Origin of the sequence: Pseudoalteromonas sp. Angola-4, assembly GCF_028599265.1 — a bacterium.
Lineage (GTDB): Bacteria > Pseudomonadota > Gammaproteobacteria > Enterobacterales > Alteromonadaceae > Pseudoalteromonas > Pseudoalteromonas atlantica.
Genome location: NZ_JAQREK010000002.1, coordinates 375,609 through 391,881, shown reverse-complemented (window position 1 = coordinate 391,881; position 16,273 = coordinate 375,609). Strand labels below are relative to the sequence as shown.

General features: G+C 41.1%; 9 protein-coding genes. 4 read left to right on the top strand and 5 right to left on the bottom strand.

What is annotated here, in order from left to right:
* Positions 1 to 50 precede the first annotated feature (50 nt).
* From PSH48_RS04185 to PSH48_RS04170, 4 genes are all read right to left on the bottom strand, one after another.
* Complete coding sequence (locus tag PSH48_RS04185) at positions 51 to 1,565, bottom strand: SpoVR family protein (RefSeq protein ID WP_273606907.1); 1,515 nt, start codon at positions 1,563 to 1,565, stop codon at positions 51 to 53.
* Between the two features lie 17 nt (positions 1,566 to 1,582).
* Complete coding sequence (locus PSH48_RS04180; protein ID WP_273610957.1) at positions 1,583 to 2,866, bottom strand: YeaH/YhbH family protein; 1,284 nt, start codon at positions 2,864 to 2,866, stop codon at positions 1,583 to 1,585.
* Positions 2,867 to 2,892: 26 nt separating this feature from the next.
* Positions 2,893 to 4,815, bottom strand: coding sequence for a PrkA family serine protein kinase (locus PSH48_RS04175; RefSeq protein ID WP_273610956.1), 1,923 nt, complete (start codon positions 4,813 to 4,815; stop codon positions 2,893 to 2,895).
* Positions 4,816 to 5,024: 209 nt separating this feature from the next.
* The gene (locus tag PSH48_RS04170) at positions 5,025 to 5,606 is read right to left on the bottom strand and encodes a Fe-Mn family superoxide dismutase (protein ID WP_004588111.1); all 582 of its coding nucleotides are present in this window, start codon (positions 5,604 to 5,606) and stop codon (positions 5,025 to 5,027) included.
* A gap of 267 nt (positions 5,607 to 5,873) precedes the next feature.
* On the opposite strand from PSH48_RS04170, the gene PSH48_RS04165 reads away from it, so the two are divergent.
* The 4 genes from PSH48_RS04165 to PSH48_RS04150 all read left to right on the top strand — a co-directional run bounded on the left by PSH48_RS04165 (position 5,874) and on the right by PSH48_RS04150 (position 14,181).
* Positions 5,874 to 6,212: a Grx4 family monothiol glutaredoxin gene (locus tag PSH48_RS04165; RefSeq protein ID WP_004588110.1), complete on the top strand. Its 339-nt coding sequence runs from the start codon at positions 5,874 to 5,876 to the stop codon at positions 6,210 to 6,212.
* Between the two features lie 848 nt (positions 6,213 to 7,060).
* A complete protein-coding gene (gene gltB / locus PSH48_RS04160; protein ID WP_273610955.1) occupies positions 7,061 to 11,518 on the top strand; it encodes a glutamate synthase large subunit in 4,458 nt (1,485 codons plus the stop codon).
* A 9-nt stretch (positions 11,519 to 11,527) separates the two neighbouring features.
* On the top strand, positions 11,528 to 12,943 hold the full coding sequence (locus PSH48_RS04155; RefSeq protein ID WP_004588108.1) for an FAD-dependent oxidoreductase: 1,416 nt from the start codon (positions 11,528 to 11,530) through the stop codon (positions 12,941 to 12,943).
* Positions 12,944 to 13,161: 218 nt separating this feature from the next.
* Complete coding sequence (locus PSH48_RS04150; protein WP_273610954.1) at positions 13,162 to 14,181, top strand: GGDEF domain-containing protein; 1,020 nt, start codon at positions 13,162 to 13,164, stop codon at positions 14,179 to 14,181.
* Between the two features lie 361 nt (positions 14,182 to 14,542).
* Here the strand turns inward: PSH48_RS04150 and recN are convergent, their stop codons facing one another.
* On the bottom strand, positions 14,543 to 16,216 hold the full coding sequence (recN, locus tag PSH48_RS04145) for a DNA repair protein RecN (RefSeq protein ID WP_273610953.1): 1,674 nt from the start codon (positions 16,214 to 16,216) through the stop codon (positions 14,543 to 14,545).
* Positions 16,217 to 16,273 lie beyond the last annotated feature (57 nt).

Below are 16,273 nucleotides of genomic sequence, written 5' to 3'. Positions count from 1 at the left end.
ATACTTAACAAGGGCTTGGTTAAAGTGCCGTTTTTATCAGCAATTTTTATTTACTCTGTAGTATGGCGAGTATCATCTGCTGGGCATTGGCCAAGAGTAGACACATCGCCTGTACTGGTCTCTTGCTCTAATTGAACCTTGAATCCCCATAACCTGTAAAGGTGTTTTAGCACTTCTTTATGCGAGTCAGCAAGGGGGATGTTATTGTGAGGAACATAACGCAACGTTAAAGAACGATCGCCTCTAACATCAACATTATATACTTGAATGTTAGGTTCGTGATTACTCAAATTATATTGCGCTGAAAGCGCTTCGCGTACAGCCTGATAACCGCTATCATCATGTATTGCGCCTACCTCTAGATGTGGATTACTGCTGTGATCGACAATAGTAAATAGCTTAAAATCACGAATTAACTTAGGTGATAGAAATTGGCTTATGAAGCTTTCATCTTTAAAGTTTTCCATCGCAAAATGCAGTGTGTCTAGCCAATTAGTGCCTGCATATTCAGGAAACCAGCGTCTATCCTCATCTGTTGGGTTTTCGCAAATACGGCGAATATCCACCATCATATTAAAACCCAGTGCATACGGGTTTATACCTGAATAGTAATTGCTGTTATAAGGTGGCTGATAAACCACGTTGGTATGGCTTTGCAAAAACTCCATCATAAAGGAGTCGGTTAATTTACCTTCATCATATAAGTGGTTCAAAATGGTATAGTGCCAAAAGGTGGCCCAGCCTTCGTTCATCACTTGGGTTTGTTTTTGCGGATAAAAATATTGCGATATCTTTCGCACAATACGTATTATTTCTCGCTGCCAAGACTCTAATAGAGGCGCGTTTTTCTCAATAAAGTATAAAATGTTTTCTTGCGGCTCTTGCGGAAAATGCCTCTCTTGCTTTTTAGCTTCCTGCTGTTGAGCGGGGATAGTGCGCCATAGCTCGTTTACTTGAGATTGCATGTAGTCTTCACGCTCTTTTTGGCGTTTTTGCTCTTCAAAAAGGGAAATTTGCTGCGGGCGTTTATATCTATCTACGCCGTAATTCATCAATGCGTGACACGAATCAATTAAGCTTTCTACTTGTGTAATACCGTATTTTTCTTCGCAGCGGCTAATGTAATTTTTAGCAAACACTAAGTAATCTATGATGGAGTCGGCGTCAGTCCATGTTTTAAATAAGTAGTTTCCTTTAAAAAATGAGTTATGGCCATAACAGGCATGCGCCATAACCAGTGCCTGCATAGGGAGTGTGTTTTCTTCCATTAAATAAGCAATGCAGGGGTTTGAATTAATCACAATTTCGTAAGCCAGCCCCATTTGCCCACGCTTATAATTTTGTTCGGTTTGTATAAATTTTTTACCATATGACCAATGGCTGTAGCCTATAGGCATACCTACGCTTGAATAAGCATCCATCATTTGCTCGGCTGTTATTACCTCAATTTGGTTAGGGTAAGTGTCTAAGCGGTAATGCGCTGCAACACGGGCTATTTCAGTTTGGTATTGCTCAAGCAGCTCAAAGGTCCAATCTGGGCCATCGCTAATTCGTTCAGTGCTCATAGTAAACCTCGCTTAGGCTAAGCAGCCCCTTGTTGTTGACGATTTTTTTTAAATAGCTCCCTAAACATAGGGTAAATGTCTTCAACACTTTGAATATGTTGTATTGCAAAGTTGCTATGGGTTTGGGTGATGTTTTGGTATTCGCGCCACAAGCTTTGGTGCGCACGCGTGGTAATTTCTATATAGGCAAAGTAGCGTACCGCATTAAGTAGCTTATTACGTAATATTTCACCACAGTGTGGGGTATCGTCTGCCCAGTTATCGCCGTCAGATGCTTGCGCTGTGTATATATTCCATTGCTCTGAATCATAGCGCTCTTTTATTATTTCGTTCATTAATTTAAGGGCACTGGAGACAATAGTGCCGCCAGTTTCTTGAGAATAAAAAAACTCTTGTTCGTCGACCTCTTTAGCTTGTGTGTGGTGGCGTATATACACCACCTCAATGTCTTTATAACTTCGGGTCAAAAATTGATACAGCAAAATATAAAAACGCTTTGCCATGTCTTTTGTGGCCTGATCCATCGAGCCCGATACATCCATAATACAAAACATAACGGCTTTGCTGGTGGGGTGGGGGCGTTTTTCATAATTACGAAAACGTAAGTCGTAATTATCAATAAATGGTACGGCTTTTATTTGCTGTTTAAGTTGTTCAATTTCCTCTTGTAATAACGCAATGATGGCTTGGTCGCTGTCGGCTTGCTCACGCTCCATCGCAAGTTGACCTTCAAGCTCTGCTAGGCGTCTTTTTTTACCCGCACTCATGGCGACTCTTCTAGCGAGTGAGCCCTGTAATGAGCGTACTATATCAATATTACTGGGCATACCATCGCTACAAAAACCAGCCCGATGAGTTTTCATTTGTACAAGCTTATCTAGCTGGTTTTCTTGTAAGTTGGGCAGCTCTAGGTCTTCAAAGAGTAAATCAAGGTATTCATCTTTAGAAATAGAAAACACAAAGTCATCTTGGCCTTCGCCTGAATCACTTGCATCGCCATCGCCTGCGCCACCACCTTGGCCGCCTTTAGGGCGCTCAATTTTGTCACCTGTTGAAAATTGATCGTTGCCAGGGTGAATTTGTTCTCTGTCGCCCCCTTTACCTTGGTGAAAAATGGGCTCGCTAATATCTCGTTGCGGGATAGATATACTTTCCCCTGAACTAGAGTCGGTAACGCTGCGTTTATTAACCGCATCAGACACTGCTTCTTTTATTTGCTTTTTATAGCGCCTAATAAAGCGCTGACGATTAAGCGTGCTTTTGTTTTTACCATTTAAGCGTCTATCTATAAAATGCGCCATACTGTTCCCCCTAAACTACATGAAGGTTACTGCGATTTTCTAACCCGTAAATACCACTCAGAAAGTAAACGCACTTGTTTTTGCGTGTAGCCTTTTTCAACCATGCGGTTAACAAAGTCCTCGTGTTTTTGTTGATCCTCAGCGGAGGTTTTTGTATTAAAGGAAATAACAGGGAGTAGATCTTCGGTATTTGAGAACATTTTTTTCTCAATCACAGTGCGTAGTTTTTCGTAGCTTGTCCATAACGGGTTTTTACCATTATTGTGAGCGCGTGCACGTAATACAAAGTTAACTATTTCGTTCCTAAAATCTTTAGGATTAGAAATGCCGGCGGGTTTTTCTATTTTTTCAAGTTCTGCATTTAACGAGGCGCGGTCAAATAACTGTCCTGTATCTGGGTCTCTGTATTCTTGATCTTGTATCCAAAAATCAGCATAAATCACATAGCGGTCAAAAATATTTTGGCCATATTCAGAGTATGACTCTAAATACGCGGTTTGTAGTTCTTTACCAATAAACTCAACATATTGCGGAATTAAATAGCCTTTTAAAAAACTTAAATAGCGCTCTTCCACTTCGGCGCTAAATTGTTCACGCTCTATTTGTTGCTCCAAAACATAAAATAAATGCACCGGATTAGCTGCAACCTCGGTAGTATCAAAATTAAATACGCGCGACAAAATCTTAAAAGCAAAACGAGTGGAAAGGCCGGTCATGCCTTCATCTACCCCTGCGTAATCACGATACTCCTGATAAGATTTTGCTTTGGGGTCGGTATCTTTTAGGGTTTCACCATCATAGACCCGCATTTTTGAGTAAATACTAGAGTTTTCAGGCTCTTTTAATCGAGATAAGGTAGTAAATTGCGCTAACGCTTTAAGCGTACCTGGTGCACACGGTGCACTGGCAAGTTCACTATGTTGAATAAGTTTGTCGTAGATTTTTATTTCTTCGGTAACGCGCAGGCAATAAGGGACCTTTACAATATAAACACGATCTAAAAACGCTTCATTGTTTTTATTATTTTTGAATGTTTGCCATTCTGACTCATTTGAGTGGGCTAAAATCATGCCGTTAAAGGGCAGAGCGCTAATACCTTCGGTACCGTTGTAGTTACCCTCTTGTGTTGCGGTAAGGAGTGGATGCAGCACCTTGATAGGGGCTTTAAACATTTCTACAAACTCCATTAAACCTTGGTTTGCTAAACATAAAGAGCCTGAGTAAGCGTAGGCATCGGGGTCGTTTTGAGCAAAGTGCTCAAGCTGGCGAATATCTACTTTGCCCACCAATGCAGAAATATCTTGATTATTTTCATCACCGGGCTCGGTTTTGGCTATACCTATTTGATTTAAAATAGAGGGGTAGCGTTTGATGACTCTAAATTGGCTAATATCGCCGTTAAATTCTTTTAATCGTTTACCAGCCCATGGCGACATAATCGTTTTTAAATAACGTGGTTTAATACCGTATTCTTTTTCGAGAACGCTGGCATCTTCTACTGGGTCAAACAAACTGAGCGGGTGATCGTTTACCGGAGAGCCTTTAATTGAATAGATAGGCACTTGTTGCATTAAATATTTTAGTTTCTCTGCAATTGAAGATTTTCCTCCCCCAACAGGGCCGAGTAAATAAAGGACTTGTTTGCATTCTTCTAGGCCTTGAGCCGCATGCTTTAGATAGGAGACAATTTGTTCTATAGCATCTTCCATGCCGTAAAAGTCTGCAAAGGCAGGGTAGCGTGCAACCACTCTATTAGAAAATAACCGGCTTAAACGTGCATCGGTTGCAGTATCAACCATTTGCGGCTCGCCTATTGCCATAAGTAAACGCTCAGGGGCGCTGGCATAAGCTGATTTGTCATTTTTACAAATTTCTAGAAATTCGCTAATGCTGTATTCTTCTTCTTGTGCTGCTTCGTATCGTGCTTGGTAGTGCTCAAAAATAGTCATAATAACCTCCGAAACCCGCTTTAAAAAGGTGCTTACTTTTTAAAGTTTAGTCAGAGATTGATATTTTTGTGCAATAAAATTAAAAATTTAAGTGAAAAAAGATCATGTGGCTAAATTAGCAATTTCGCGCGTATAAAGGCGGTTTTAATTTTATAAAGGCATAAAAAAAGACGCCGAGGCGTCTTTTTAAATCAGCGTATAATAGCTAATTAAGCGAAGTTAGCGTTCGCGAATTCCCAGTTAACAAGCGCCCAAAAACCTTTAAGGTAATCAGGACGAACGTTACGGTAATCAATGTAGTAAGCGTGTTCCCATAAATCCACAGTTAGGATTGGTGTAACACCTTCGTCTGTAAGCGGCGTTGCTGCGTTAGACGTGTTTACGATATCTAATGAACCGTCAGCTAGTTTAACTAACCATGTCCAGCTAGAACCAAAGTTATTAACCGCTTTGTCGTTTAATGCATCTTTAAACGCGTCAAAAGAGCCCCATTTAGCGTTAATAGCGTCAGCGATAGCACCTGTTGGCTCGCCGCCGCCATTTGGAGATAGACAGTTCCAGTAGAAAGTGTGGTTCCAAATTTGTGCAGCGTTGTTAAATACGCCACCTTCAGATGAACAAACAATCTCTTCTAAAGATTTATTTTCAAATTCAGTACCTGGAATTAAACCGTTTAATTTAACAACGTATGTGTTGTGGTGCTTACCGTGGTGATACTCAAGAGTTTCTTGTGAAATATGAGGCTCAAGTGCATCAATTGCATATGGTAGTGACGGTAGTTCAAATGCCATTTTTTTATCTCCATCTTCTTTTGGTTGATAACTCGCTTGATAGTACGTAATGCCTGATAGAACAGACCACTTACCTATACCAAACGAAAATATAGTGTTACTATAATTGTTGAGTATTTTACTCAAGTTTAAGCAAACAGCAATGCTATTGCTAAAGACTATTTCAATTGCGGCTTTATTTGCCCATTTTAAGTTATATATCTGTGGCCACAATGATTTATTTTCAAGCCCTAGGTATATCAAGCTATCGTCATTTTGAGGTTGTAGATGGAAACCATTGATAAAATTAAACAGCAGATTTCAGAAAACCCAATTATCCTTTACATGAAAGGGTCGCCTAAATTACCAAATTGTGGTTTTTCTTCACAAGCGTCACAAGCTCTAATGTCATGTGGCGAACCATTTGCCTATGTTGATATTTTACTTAATCCAGATATTCGCGCTGAGTTACCAGCATACGCAAATTGGCCTACTTTCCCACAGCTTTGGGTTGAGGGCGAATTAGTAGGTGGTTGTGACATTATCATTGAAATGTTTCAACGTGGTGAATTACAGCCACTGATCACTGAAACTGCAGCTAAGTATAAAGAAGCTGACGCAGAGTAATTGCTACTTTGCTAGATTATTCAAGCCACGTTTTACGTGGCTTTTTTGTGCCTATATATAACTTTATTACGTCTTAATCTCTTGTTCAGCCCATCAGTGGGTGATTATAACTATTAATTTGTGCTCAATAGTTTGCAAACTCACCCCTTGCTCCTTGTTTAGGTGCACCTAGTCAGGATAAGTAAGCAACAAAGCTACTTAATATAAGCGCGAATTTTAATTAAAATATGAGTTTTATATCAATGCGCAATAAGACGTAATCATTTTGCGGGGCTAAACGTGTCGCTATCTGCGCTTAAAAATTCTTTTTAGAACAACTAAATAGCGAGTTTTTTGCCCAGCTATCAACACGTTTTTCCAGCCTTACAATAGTTCGCTCAATCAAGCGAATTGGCATTAAATAAAAATTCACTACATCTGCACTAAAAACGACACCACAATTAATAACTATACTAATGAACGCTAAAAAAGCGTGATCCTAAACCTCTAATTTATTTAAAACGCATTAAACTATCTAAATGTTAACTGAACCTGTGGGAAATTAGTGAATATTTATTCATTGCTTTGGTGCTTTACGTTTACGTAAAGGGTATTGCTTTAACGCCTTTGTTTTTACAAAATGTTAAAATTGACACCAGTGTCATGAAAAAATAACGCGCAAATAAGCGCTAATTGTTAAAACTTATGGGTAAAAAAGAAACCTTGCCTTGAAGTGAGAAATATTCAAGAATGTGAATATGTATTCAAAATAATATTGACTCTATTTACTATAGAGGCTAGTTTTGTGCGTCTGTTAGCAAATCGTCGAGCAGTTCATTCACGTTAACAGTGCAGCAAGGGAGGGGTCTATGTTATACGACTCAACATTAGAAAAAGATAATTGTGGCTTTGGCTTAATAGCCCAAGTAAATGGTCAAGCTAGTCATCGGCTTATTCGTACAGCTATTACTGGACTTGATCGCATGCAGCACCGCGGTGGTATTTCTGCCGATGGTAAAACAGGTGACGGCTGTGGTTTATTACTACAAAAACCTGACAGTTTTTTCCGTGCTATTGCGAGTGAGCATAATTGGCACTTAGGTAAAAATTACGCCGTAGGCATGGTTTTCTTAAATTCAGATCCCGTTTTAGCACAAGCTGCAAAACAGGTTTTATGTGAAGAATTAGAACAAGAAACACTTAAAATACTCGGTTGGCGTGAAGTGCCTACTGACCCTTCAATGCTAGGGCCAATTGCTACACAGCAATTACCTGGTTTTGAGCAAATTTTTGTTAGTGCGCCTGAAGGATGGCGCTCTAAAGATTTAGAGCGACGTTTATATGTAGCACGTCGCCGTGCAGAAAAGCGTTTAGCAGAGGATGAGTCGTTCTATATTGCGAGTTTATCGGGGTTAGTGACTATCTATAAAGGCCTTATGATGCCTGCAGATTTGCCTAACTTTTATTTAGACTTAGCTGATATTCGTATGACCAGCGCTATTTGTGTATTCCATCAGCGTTTTTCTACTAATACTCAGCCGCGTTGGCCTTTAGCACAACCATTTAGGTATTTAGCGCATAATGGTGAAATTAATACCATTGAAGGTAACCGCCAATGGGCTCGTGCACGTTCGTATAAGTTTTCATCGCCACTTATTCCTGATTTACAAAGTGCAGCGCCGTTTGTAAACGAAACCGGCTCTGACTCTTCAAGCTTAGATAACATGCTGGAGCTGTTTTTAGCCGGTGGCATGGATTTATTCCGTGCTATGCGTATGCTTGTGCCACCTGCATGGCAGAAAAACCGTGCTATGGATGATGACTTACGCGCATTTTACGACTTTAACTCTATGCATATGGAACCGTGGGATGGCCCTGCGGGCATTGTTATGTCTGATGGGCGTTTTGCAGCCTGTAACCTTGACAGAAATGGTCTGCGTCCAGCGCGCTATGTTATTACCCAAGATGGCTTTATTACACTTGCCTCTGAGGTAGGGATTTGGGATTACACTGCAGATGAAGTGGTCGAAAAAGGCCGTGTAGGGCCAGGTGAGCTGTTAGTAATTGATACTAAATTAGGCAAGATTTGGCACTCAGACGAAATCGACCAAGATTTAAAATCGCGTCATCCTTATAAGTCATGGCTTGAAGAAAACGTTAAGCGTTTAACCCCGTTTGAAGAGCTTACCGAGCAAGATGCGGGTAATCGCTCATTTGATGACGAAACACTTGTTAAATACCAAAAAATGTTTGGTTACACTAACGAAGAGCTCGATAGTGTTATTCGCGTAATGGGTGAAAACGGCCAAGAAGCAACAGGCTCTATGGGTGATGACACGCCATTTGCAGTACTAAGCGAAGGGCATCGTTCATTGTACGATTACTTCCGCCAAAAGTTTGCGCAAGTGACTAACCCGCCAATCGATCCGCTGCGTGAAAACCACGTAATGTCACTGGCAACGTGTATTGGTAGTGAGCAAAACGTATTTAATGAAACCACAGGCCACGCTAAGCGCCTACAGTTTGATACGCCAATTTTAATGTATGCTGACATGCAGCAGCTACTTAATGCCGATGACGAGCATTACAGCTACTGTAAAATTGATATTACATACACAGCAGAGGAAGGTTTAGAAAAAGCGGTTGCACGTATTTGCGACGCTGCACAAGAAAAAGCAGCAGCCGGCTGTGTAATGCTTATTTTATCTGACCGTAACTTTAGCGAAACCCAATTACCAATTCCTGCTGCTATGGCGGTAGGTGCTGTACAAAAACGTTTAGTAGATAATAACTTACGTTGTGAGTCTAATATTATTATTGAAACGGGTAGCGTACGCGATGCACACCAATTTGCCGTATTACTTGGTTTTGGTGCAACCGCAATTTACCCATACCTTGCATACGAGTCACTGGTTGCGATGAGCGACAGTAAAGTGATTGATAAATCGTACTGCGAAGTGACGCTTTCGTACCGAAAAGCCATTAATAAAGGCTTGTACAAAATTATGTCTAAGATGGGCATAAGCACAATTGCATCGTACCGTTGTTCAATGCTTTTTGAAGCGGTTGGTCTATCTGATGCTATGGTAGACATGTGCTTTAAAGGTGTGGCAAGTCGTATTAAAGGCGCCTGTTTTAGCGATTTTGATATTGATCAGCAAAAGCTTCATAAACTTGCTTTTAGTAAACGTAAATTACTCAGCCATGGCGGTTTATTAAAATACGTTCACGGTGGTGAATACCACGCTTACAACCCAGATGTTATTCAAACGCTACAAAAGGCCGTACGTTCAGGCGATTATAAAGACTACGCAGCCTATGCTGATTTAGTTAATAACCGTCCTATTGCAACGCTGCGCGATATGTTAGCGCTTAAATTACCTGAAAAAGGCATTAGCATTGATGATGTTGAGCCGGCTGAATTTTTATACCAGCGCTTTGACTCTGCAGCTATGAGTATTGGTGCACTTTCGCCTGAGGCGCATGAAGCGCTTGCCATTGCAATGAACCGCTTAGGCGGGTGTTCAAATTCAGGTGAAGGCGGTGAAGATAAGTTGCGCTACAACACCGAGAAAAACTCACGTATTAAACAAGTTGCCTCGGGTCGTTTTGGTGTAACGCCGCACTACCTTCGTAATGCTGATGTAATTCAAATTAAAGTGGCGCAGGGTGCTAAACCTGGCGAAGGCGGGCAATTACCAGGCGAAAAAGTAACGCCGTATATTGCAAAACTTCGTTATTCGGTACCCGGTGTAACATTAATTTCACCACCACCGCATCACGATATTTACTCAATTGAAGATTTAGCCCAGCTAATATTCGATTTAAAACAAGTAAACCCAGAAGCGATGATATCGGTGAAGTTAGTATCTGAGCCGGGTGTAGGCACAATTGCCACAGGTGTAGCTAAAGCGTACGCCGACTTAATTACTATCTCAGGTTACGATGGTGGTACCGGTGCAAGCCCATTAACGTCAGTTAAATACGCGGGTAGCCCATGGGAGCTTGGCCTTGCAGAAACCCAGCAAGCGCTTGTTGAAAATGGTCTTCGTCACCGTATTCGTCTGCAAACAGATGGTGGTTTAAAAACAGGTTTAGATATCATTAAAGCCGCTATTTTAGGTGCAGAGAGCTTTGGCTTTGGTACAGGCCCAATGGTGGCGCTAGGTTGTAAATACTTACGTATTTGTCATTTAAATAACTGTGCGACCGGTGTTGCAACGCAAGATGAAACACTTCGTCAAAAGCATTACCACGGCTTACCAGAAATGGCGATGAACTACTTTAAGTTTATAGCCCAAGAAGCACGTGAAATTATGGCAAGCTTAGGTGTTGCTAATCTAACTGACTTAATTGGCCGTTTAGACTTATTAGAAGCGATTGAAGGTAAAACAGCGAAGCAAAAGAAAATAGATTTATCGTCTGTAATTGCTCAGCCAAATAACCCAACGGGCGAAACCTTATTTTGTAGCGTACCAAATAGCTCGCACTATTTAGGTGAACTTAACGAAACGTTACTAGGTAAAGCGCAACAAGCGATTGATACCTCATCGGGTATTTCGCTCGTGAGCCGGATATGTAATACAGACCGTTCAGTGGGCGCAATGCTGTCGGGTTACATAGCCTCTAAGCACGGCAATCAAGGTATGGCAGCAGATCCAGTATCTATTGAGCTACATGGTACAGCAGGGCAATCATTTGGTGTTTGGAATGCCGGTGGCCTTGAAATGACCCTTATTGGCGATGCAAACGACTACGTGGGTAAAGGCATGGCAGGCGGTAAGCTTGTGATACGTCCACCACTGGGATCATCGTTTGAAAGTCATAAAGCGACCATTGCAGGTAACACATGTTTGTACGGTGCTACGGGTGGTAAGTTATTTGCCGCAGGCTGTGCTGGTGAGCGTTTTGCAGTGCGTAACTCTGGCGTGCAAGCCGTTGTTGAAGGCGTAGGTGATAACGGCTGTGAATACATGACTGGCGGCGTTGTATGTGTGCTAGGTAATGTAGGCGTTAACTTTGGTGCGGGTATGACAGGTGGTTTTGCTTATATTTTAGATGAGCGAAGTGACTTTGAAAAACGCATTAATCCAGAGCTTGTAGAAGTAGTAACACTTGATGATTTAAGTTCGCACCAAGAGCATCTGCGTGGCCTAATTGCCGAGCATTTAGAACTTACGGGTTCATGTCGAGCAGAAACCATTTTAGCTAATTTTGAACTGTACTTACCTATGTTCAAACTAGTTAAACCAAAATCAAGTGATGTAAAAAGTTTACTCGGGCACCGCGCTCGCAGTAGCGCAGAACTTCGTGTTCAAGCGCAATAAGGGGGCAGTATGAGCGAAAATGTATATCAATTTATAGACGTGCAGCGTGTTGATCCGCGCAAAAAACCAATCTCGTCGCGTAAAAAATCTTTCGTGGAAATTTACGAACCCTTTTCTGAGAATCAGGTAAATTCACAAGCTGACCGTTGTTTAGATTGTGGTAACCCTTACTGTGAATGGAAATGCCCAGTGCATAACTACATTCCGCAGTGGTTAAAATTAATTAGAACTGGCCGTATTTTAGAAGCGGCTGAGCTTTCTCATCGTACAAACAGTTTACCTGAAGTGTGTGGACGCGTATGTCCACAAGACAGACTGTGTGAAGGTTCATGTACGCTTGATGAAGAGTTTGGCGCAGTAACGATAGGTAATATTGAAAAATACATTACCGATACCGCTTTTAAAATGGGCTGGAAACCAGACATGTCATACGTGACATGGACGGATAAAAAAGTGGCTATTATTGGTGCGGGTCCGGCTGGTTTAGGGTGCGCAGATATTTTAGTACGTAACGGTGTAAAGCCAGTGGTTTTTGACCGTCACCCAGAGATTGGTGGATTACTTACTTTTGGTATCCCTTCTTTTAAACTTGAAAAAGAAGTAATGCAAAAGCGCCGTGAAATTTTCACCGAAATGGGTGTGGAATTTAAGCTAAACGTTGAAGTGGGTGTAGATATCACTATGGACGAAATTTTAGCTGACTACGACGCGGTATTTTTAGGTGTAGGTACGTATCAGAGTATGCGTGCTGGTCTTGAAAACGAAGACGCGCCAGGCGTACACGACGCACTGCCATTTTTAATTGGTAACACAAATCGCGTTATGGGTTACGATGAAAAAAACCAAGCGTGCATTGATATGGCCAATCAAAAGGTTGTGGTACTTGGCGGTGGTGATACCGCGATGGACTGTGTGCGAACGTCTATTCGCCAAAATGCAGCTAAAGTAACTTGTGCTTATCGTCGTGATGAAGAAAATATGCCAGGCTCTAAGCGTGAAGTTAAAAACGCTAAAGAAGAAGGTGTAAACTTTACCTTTAATGTACAGCCAACGGGTATTGTACTTGATGATAATGGCCATGTTGCAGGCGTTAAAATGGTTAAAACACAACTGGGTGAGCCTGATGAAAACGGCCGTAGCCGAGCGGAAGTTGTACCAGGCTCTGAGCACGTACTTGAGGCAGACCAGGTTATCATGGCGTTTGGCTTTAAACCACACAAAATGGACTGGTTAGAAAAGTATGATGTAGAAATTAACCACTGGGGCGGCATTAACGCACCAGAGCAAGGTGAATTTACTCATCAAACAACTAATCCGAAAATATTTGCAGGTGGCGATATAGTGCGAGGCTCTGATTTAGTGGTAACGGCTATTTTTGAAGGGCGTAACGCTGCTGAAGGTATTATGGATTATTTAGAGGTTTAATTATCTCGTTAAGTTTTAAATATAATAAAGGCAAGCCAACTGGCTTGCTTTTTTTTTGCTTTTTTCAAATAAAAAAGTATTAAAAAATTGTCATTAACCAATAATTAACGTGTAAATCTTGCTTAAAGTACTATTTCAGTACAAACTTGCTGCTAAATTCTTTTTAAATCCTCGGGAAATGAGCTTTTAAAGCTCGCTTGCAAATAAAAAATAATAATATGAATGCATACTCAGACAACAGAGAAAGAAAGCTAATTGTTCGCTTTTTTTCGACCATCGGATTTATAGCTACCTTCGCTATGGCGTGTAATGCACTGTCTAATGCTGATGTAGTGCTTGGTATTATGCTGCTAGTTTCAGCTGGTTTTTATGCGTGGGCTTTTAGTCTTTACCGCGCAGTCGAAAAATCAGCGACCACCATTTTATATAACCTTTACTGTTTAATGCTGTATTTAGTGATCTCGGGCGGAGCTGAAGGTACTGGGCCAATTTGGATATTTATTGTATCACCGGTGACTTACTCTATTAGAGGCCTTAAAAAAGGAACATTTGATATTGTTGCCTTTTTATTTGCCGTGATCGCCGGCTTTATTATTACAGATAACTTTAATATTTATGATTATCAGCCTGAAGCACTTCCACTAAGGGTGGTCATTTCTTTTATTATTGTTGCTTTATTAAGTGGTTTTTATGAGCGCTCACGCGAAAAATACAACGAAAAAATAGTCGCGCTGAGTCAAAAAAATGAGCGCCTTGCCACAATAGATCACTTAACTGATTTACCTAACAGACGTTTTATGATGAAAGAACTTGCTGAGCTTAAACATCTTCATAAAAAAACTAAGCAGGCGTATGTAATTTTGCTAGCTGATGTTGATAATTTCAAAAACATTAATGATAACTACGGCCACGACTTTGGTGATGAAGCGTTAACCCAACTTGCCAATATTTTAAAAAAGAGCATGCCAAAACAAGGTATTGCTTCTCGGTGGGGCGGTGAAGAGTTTTTAATTGCACTACCAAACAGCGACAAAGAACAGGGGCAAAGTATTGCAGAAAAAATTCATGCCGAATTACAAAAAAATCCAGTGCGCATGAATAGAAAATCGGTGGTATTAACTATAAGTATGGGGCTTGTGCAAAGCCAGTTAGATACAACCATAGCCCAAGACATAAAGCTTGCCGACGAGCGATTATACAAAGCAAAAGAGCAAGGTAAAAATAGAACTTGCTCTTAACGCTTGCGTTAGTTAATCCATAGAAAAACTATCAAGGTTGGGGCGGCTTTTACTTTTTCGCCGCTGTAAACTTAAATAGCACATTGCACTGCACAGTATCTGTGCTAATAAAAGTAACCATTGATTATTAGCCACTATGTTGCCAATAATAAACCACTGCCAAACACTCACCGTTACTTGATAAACCAATATAAGTTTTAAAAAGCTAAAGAGTTTTAGCTTAAATTCTGCGTGCTTAAACTTACTAAACCCAATAAGCAAAAAGCTCAAAACAACAAGTAGCCACCCAGTAACATGGCAAAAATTTATCAGCATGCTTTGCATTTAAAACGTCTCTCCACTGTTGTAGCAAAAGTATAACTTAGGCGTGCGCCATAATAAGCTCTTTAGCATTTGCTTTAGCGGTTCTACTTATATTATCGCCACCAAGTAAGCGTGCAATTTCATTAATACGGCCATCTTTATTTAGGCTGAGCATTTGAGTAAAGGTCTCGCCTTGTGCTATTTCTTTTGCTACAAAAAACTGCTGATGCGCACTACTTGCAACCTGGGGTAAATGGGTTACACAAATAACCTGTGTTGATTTTCCTAGTTGGCGTAGTAACTTCCCTACAGAGGAGGCGGTAGGACCTGATATACCTACATCCACTTCGTCAAAAATAAGCGTTGGCGTTGTCACTTTTTGGGCAATGATCACCTGTATGGCAAGGCTAATACGCGACAGCTCACCACCCGAGGCAACTTTAGCTAAAGGTTGTAATGGCTGCCCAGGATTAGTAGAGACCAAAAACGAGACGCTATCAAAACCTAATGCATTGGGTTGGCGCTCAGCTTCTTGGGTAAGCTGAATTTCAAAGACCCCATTTTCCATCGATAAATTAGCCATGCTTTCACTAATTAATTGATTTAATGTATTAGCATATTTATGGCGACTTTCGCTTAGCTGATCACTGGCGTGCTGGTATGCACTTAGCGCATTAGTTATTTCATCGTCTAATTGCGCCAAACGTGAGCTATTGTTACTAATTGATTCTAGCTCTTGTGTTAAACCTTGATGAAACTCAACCAGCTCTTGAGGCTTTATATGATGCTTACGGGCTAAGTCCATCGCGCCACTTAAGCGCGCTTCTACTTCTGTTAATCGAGCAGGGTCTAAGTCGGCTTGCTCTGCGTAGTTTCTTACTTCTCTGCTTGCTTCTTCAACTTGCACTGCGGCTTCATCTAATAATGCAGCTACACTTGCTAAGCTTTCGTCATAATTTGCAAGCTCGGCAAATTGCTGAGCGCTGTGTTGCAGCATTGAACAGGCATTTTGCTCATCACTTTCGTATAAATGTTGAAGTTCGCGCTGGCAGGCTTCTAAAATGGTTTGGCTATTACTTAGCTTGTAATGTTCGGCTTCTATTTGTTCAAACTCGCCGTCTTGTAAGGCAAACTCATCTAATTCGGCAACTTGGTATTCGAGTAATTGTTTTTGAGCGGCTTGTTGTAATTGCTGTTGCTCAAGCTGTTTAAATTCTTTTTGCAGGTTTGCATATAATTTAAAGCTTTGGCTAACCGCTTTTACAAGCTGGTTATGGCCTGCGTAGGCGTCTAGCAGTTGCAGCTGGTGTTCAGCTTTTAAAAGGTGCTGATGAGCGTGCTGTCCGTGTATAGAAATTAAATACTGTCCGAGCTCTTTCAGTTGAGCTGCTGTAACAGCGCTGCCATTTATATAGCTTTTGCTGCGGCCATTTTTACATACAACGCGTCTAAGTAGGCATTCGTTGTCGTTACTCGTTAGCATGTGTTGTTCTAAAAATGCTTTAGCAAGAGGAAGGGCAGTTAAATCAAACTGTGCGCACACTTCTGCTTTATCTGTGCCAGGGCGAACCGCCGACGCTTCAGCGCGCTCGCCTAAACACAGTGAAAGTGCATCAATGGCAATCGATTTACCCGCGCCGGTTTCACCCGTGATCGCCGTCATGCCGTTATGCCACTCTGTGCTTAAGTTACTTACAATTGCAAAATTTTTAATTTCTAAACCAATTAACATACTGTTCATCCATCCAGTGAATTAACTGTTAATTTATACAGTGTTTAGGTTTTTTGC

Excerpts from the sequence above, each read along its gene's own strand:
- PSH48_RS04185 (WP_273606907.1), bottom strand. The coding sequence starts at position 1,565 with ATGAGCACTGAACGAATTAGCGATGGCCCAGATTGGACCTTTGAGCTG.
- PSH48_RS04180 (WP_273610957.1), bottom strand. The coding sequence starts at position 2,866 with ATGGCGCATTTTATAGATAGACGCTTAAATGGTAAAAACAAAAGCACG.
- PSH48_RS04165 (WP_004588110.1), top strand. The coding sequence starts at position 5,874 with ATGGAAACCATTGATAAAATTAAACAGCAGATTTCAGAAAACCCAATT.
- PSH48_RS04170 (WP_004588111.1), bottom strand. The coding sequence starts at position 5,606 with ATGGCATTTGAACTACCGTCACTACCATATGCAATTGATGCACTTGAG.
- gltB (WP_273610955.1), top strand. The coding sequence starts at position 7,061 with ATGTTATACGACTCAACATTAGAAAAAGATAATTGTGGCTTTGGCTTA.
- recN (WP_273610953.1), bottom strand. The coding sequence starts at position 16,216 with ATGTTAATTGGTTTAGAAATTAAAAATTTTGCAATTGTAAGTAACTTA.
- PSH48_RS04150 (WP_273610954.1), top strand. The coding sequence starts at position 13,162 with ATGAATGCATACTCAGACAACAGAGAAAGAAAGCTAATTGTTCGCTTT.
- PSH48_RS04175 (WP_273610956.1), bottom strand. The coding sequence starts at position 4,815 with ATGACTATTTTTGAGCACTACCAAGCACGATACGAAGCAGCACAAGAA.
- PSH48_RS04155 (WP_004588108.1), top strand. The coding sequence starts at position 11,528 with ATGAGCGAAAATGTATATCAATTTATAGACGTGCAGCGTGTTGATCCG.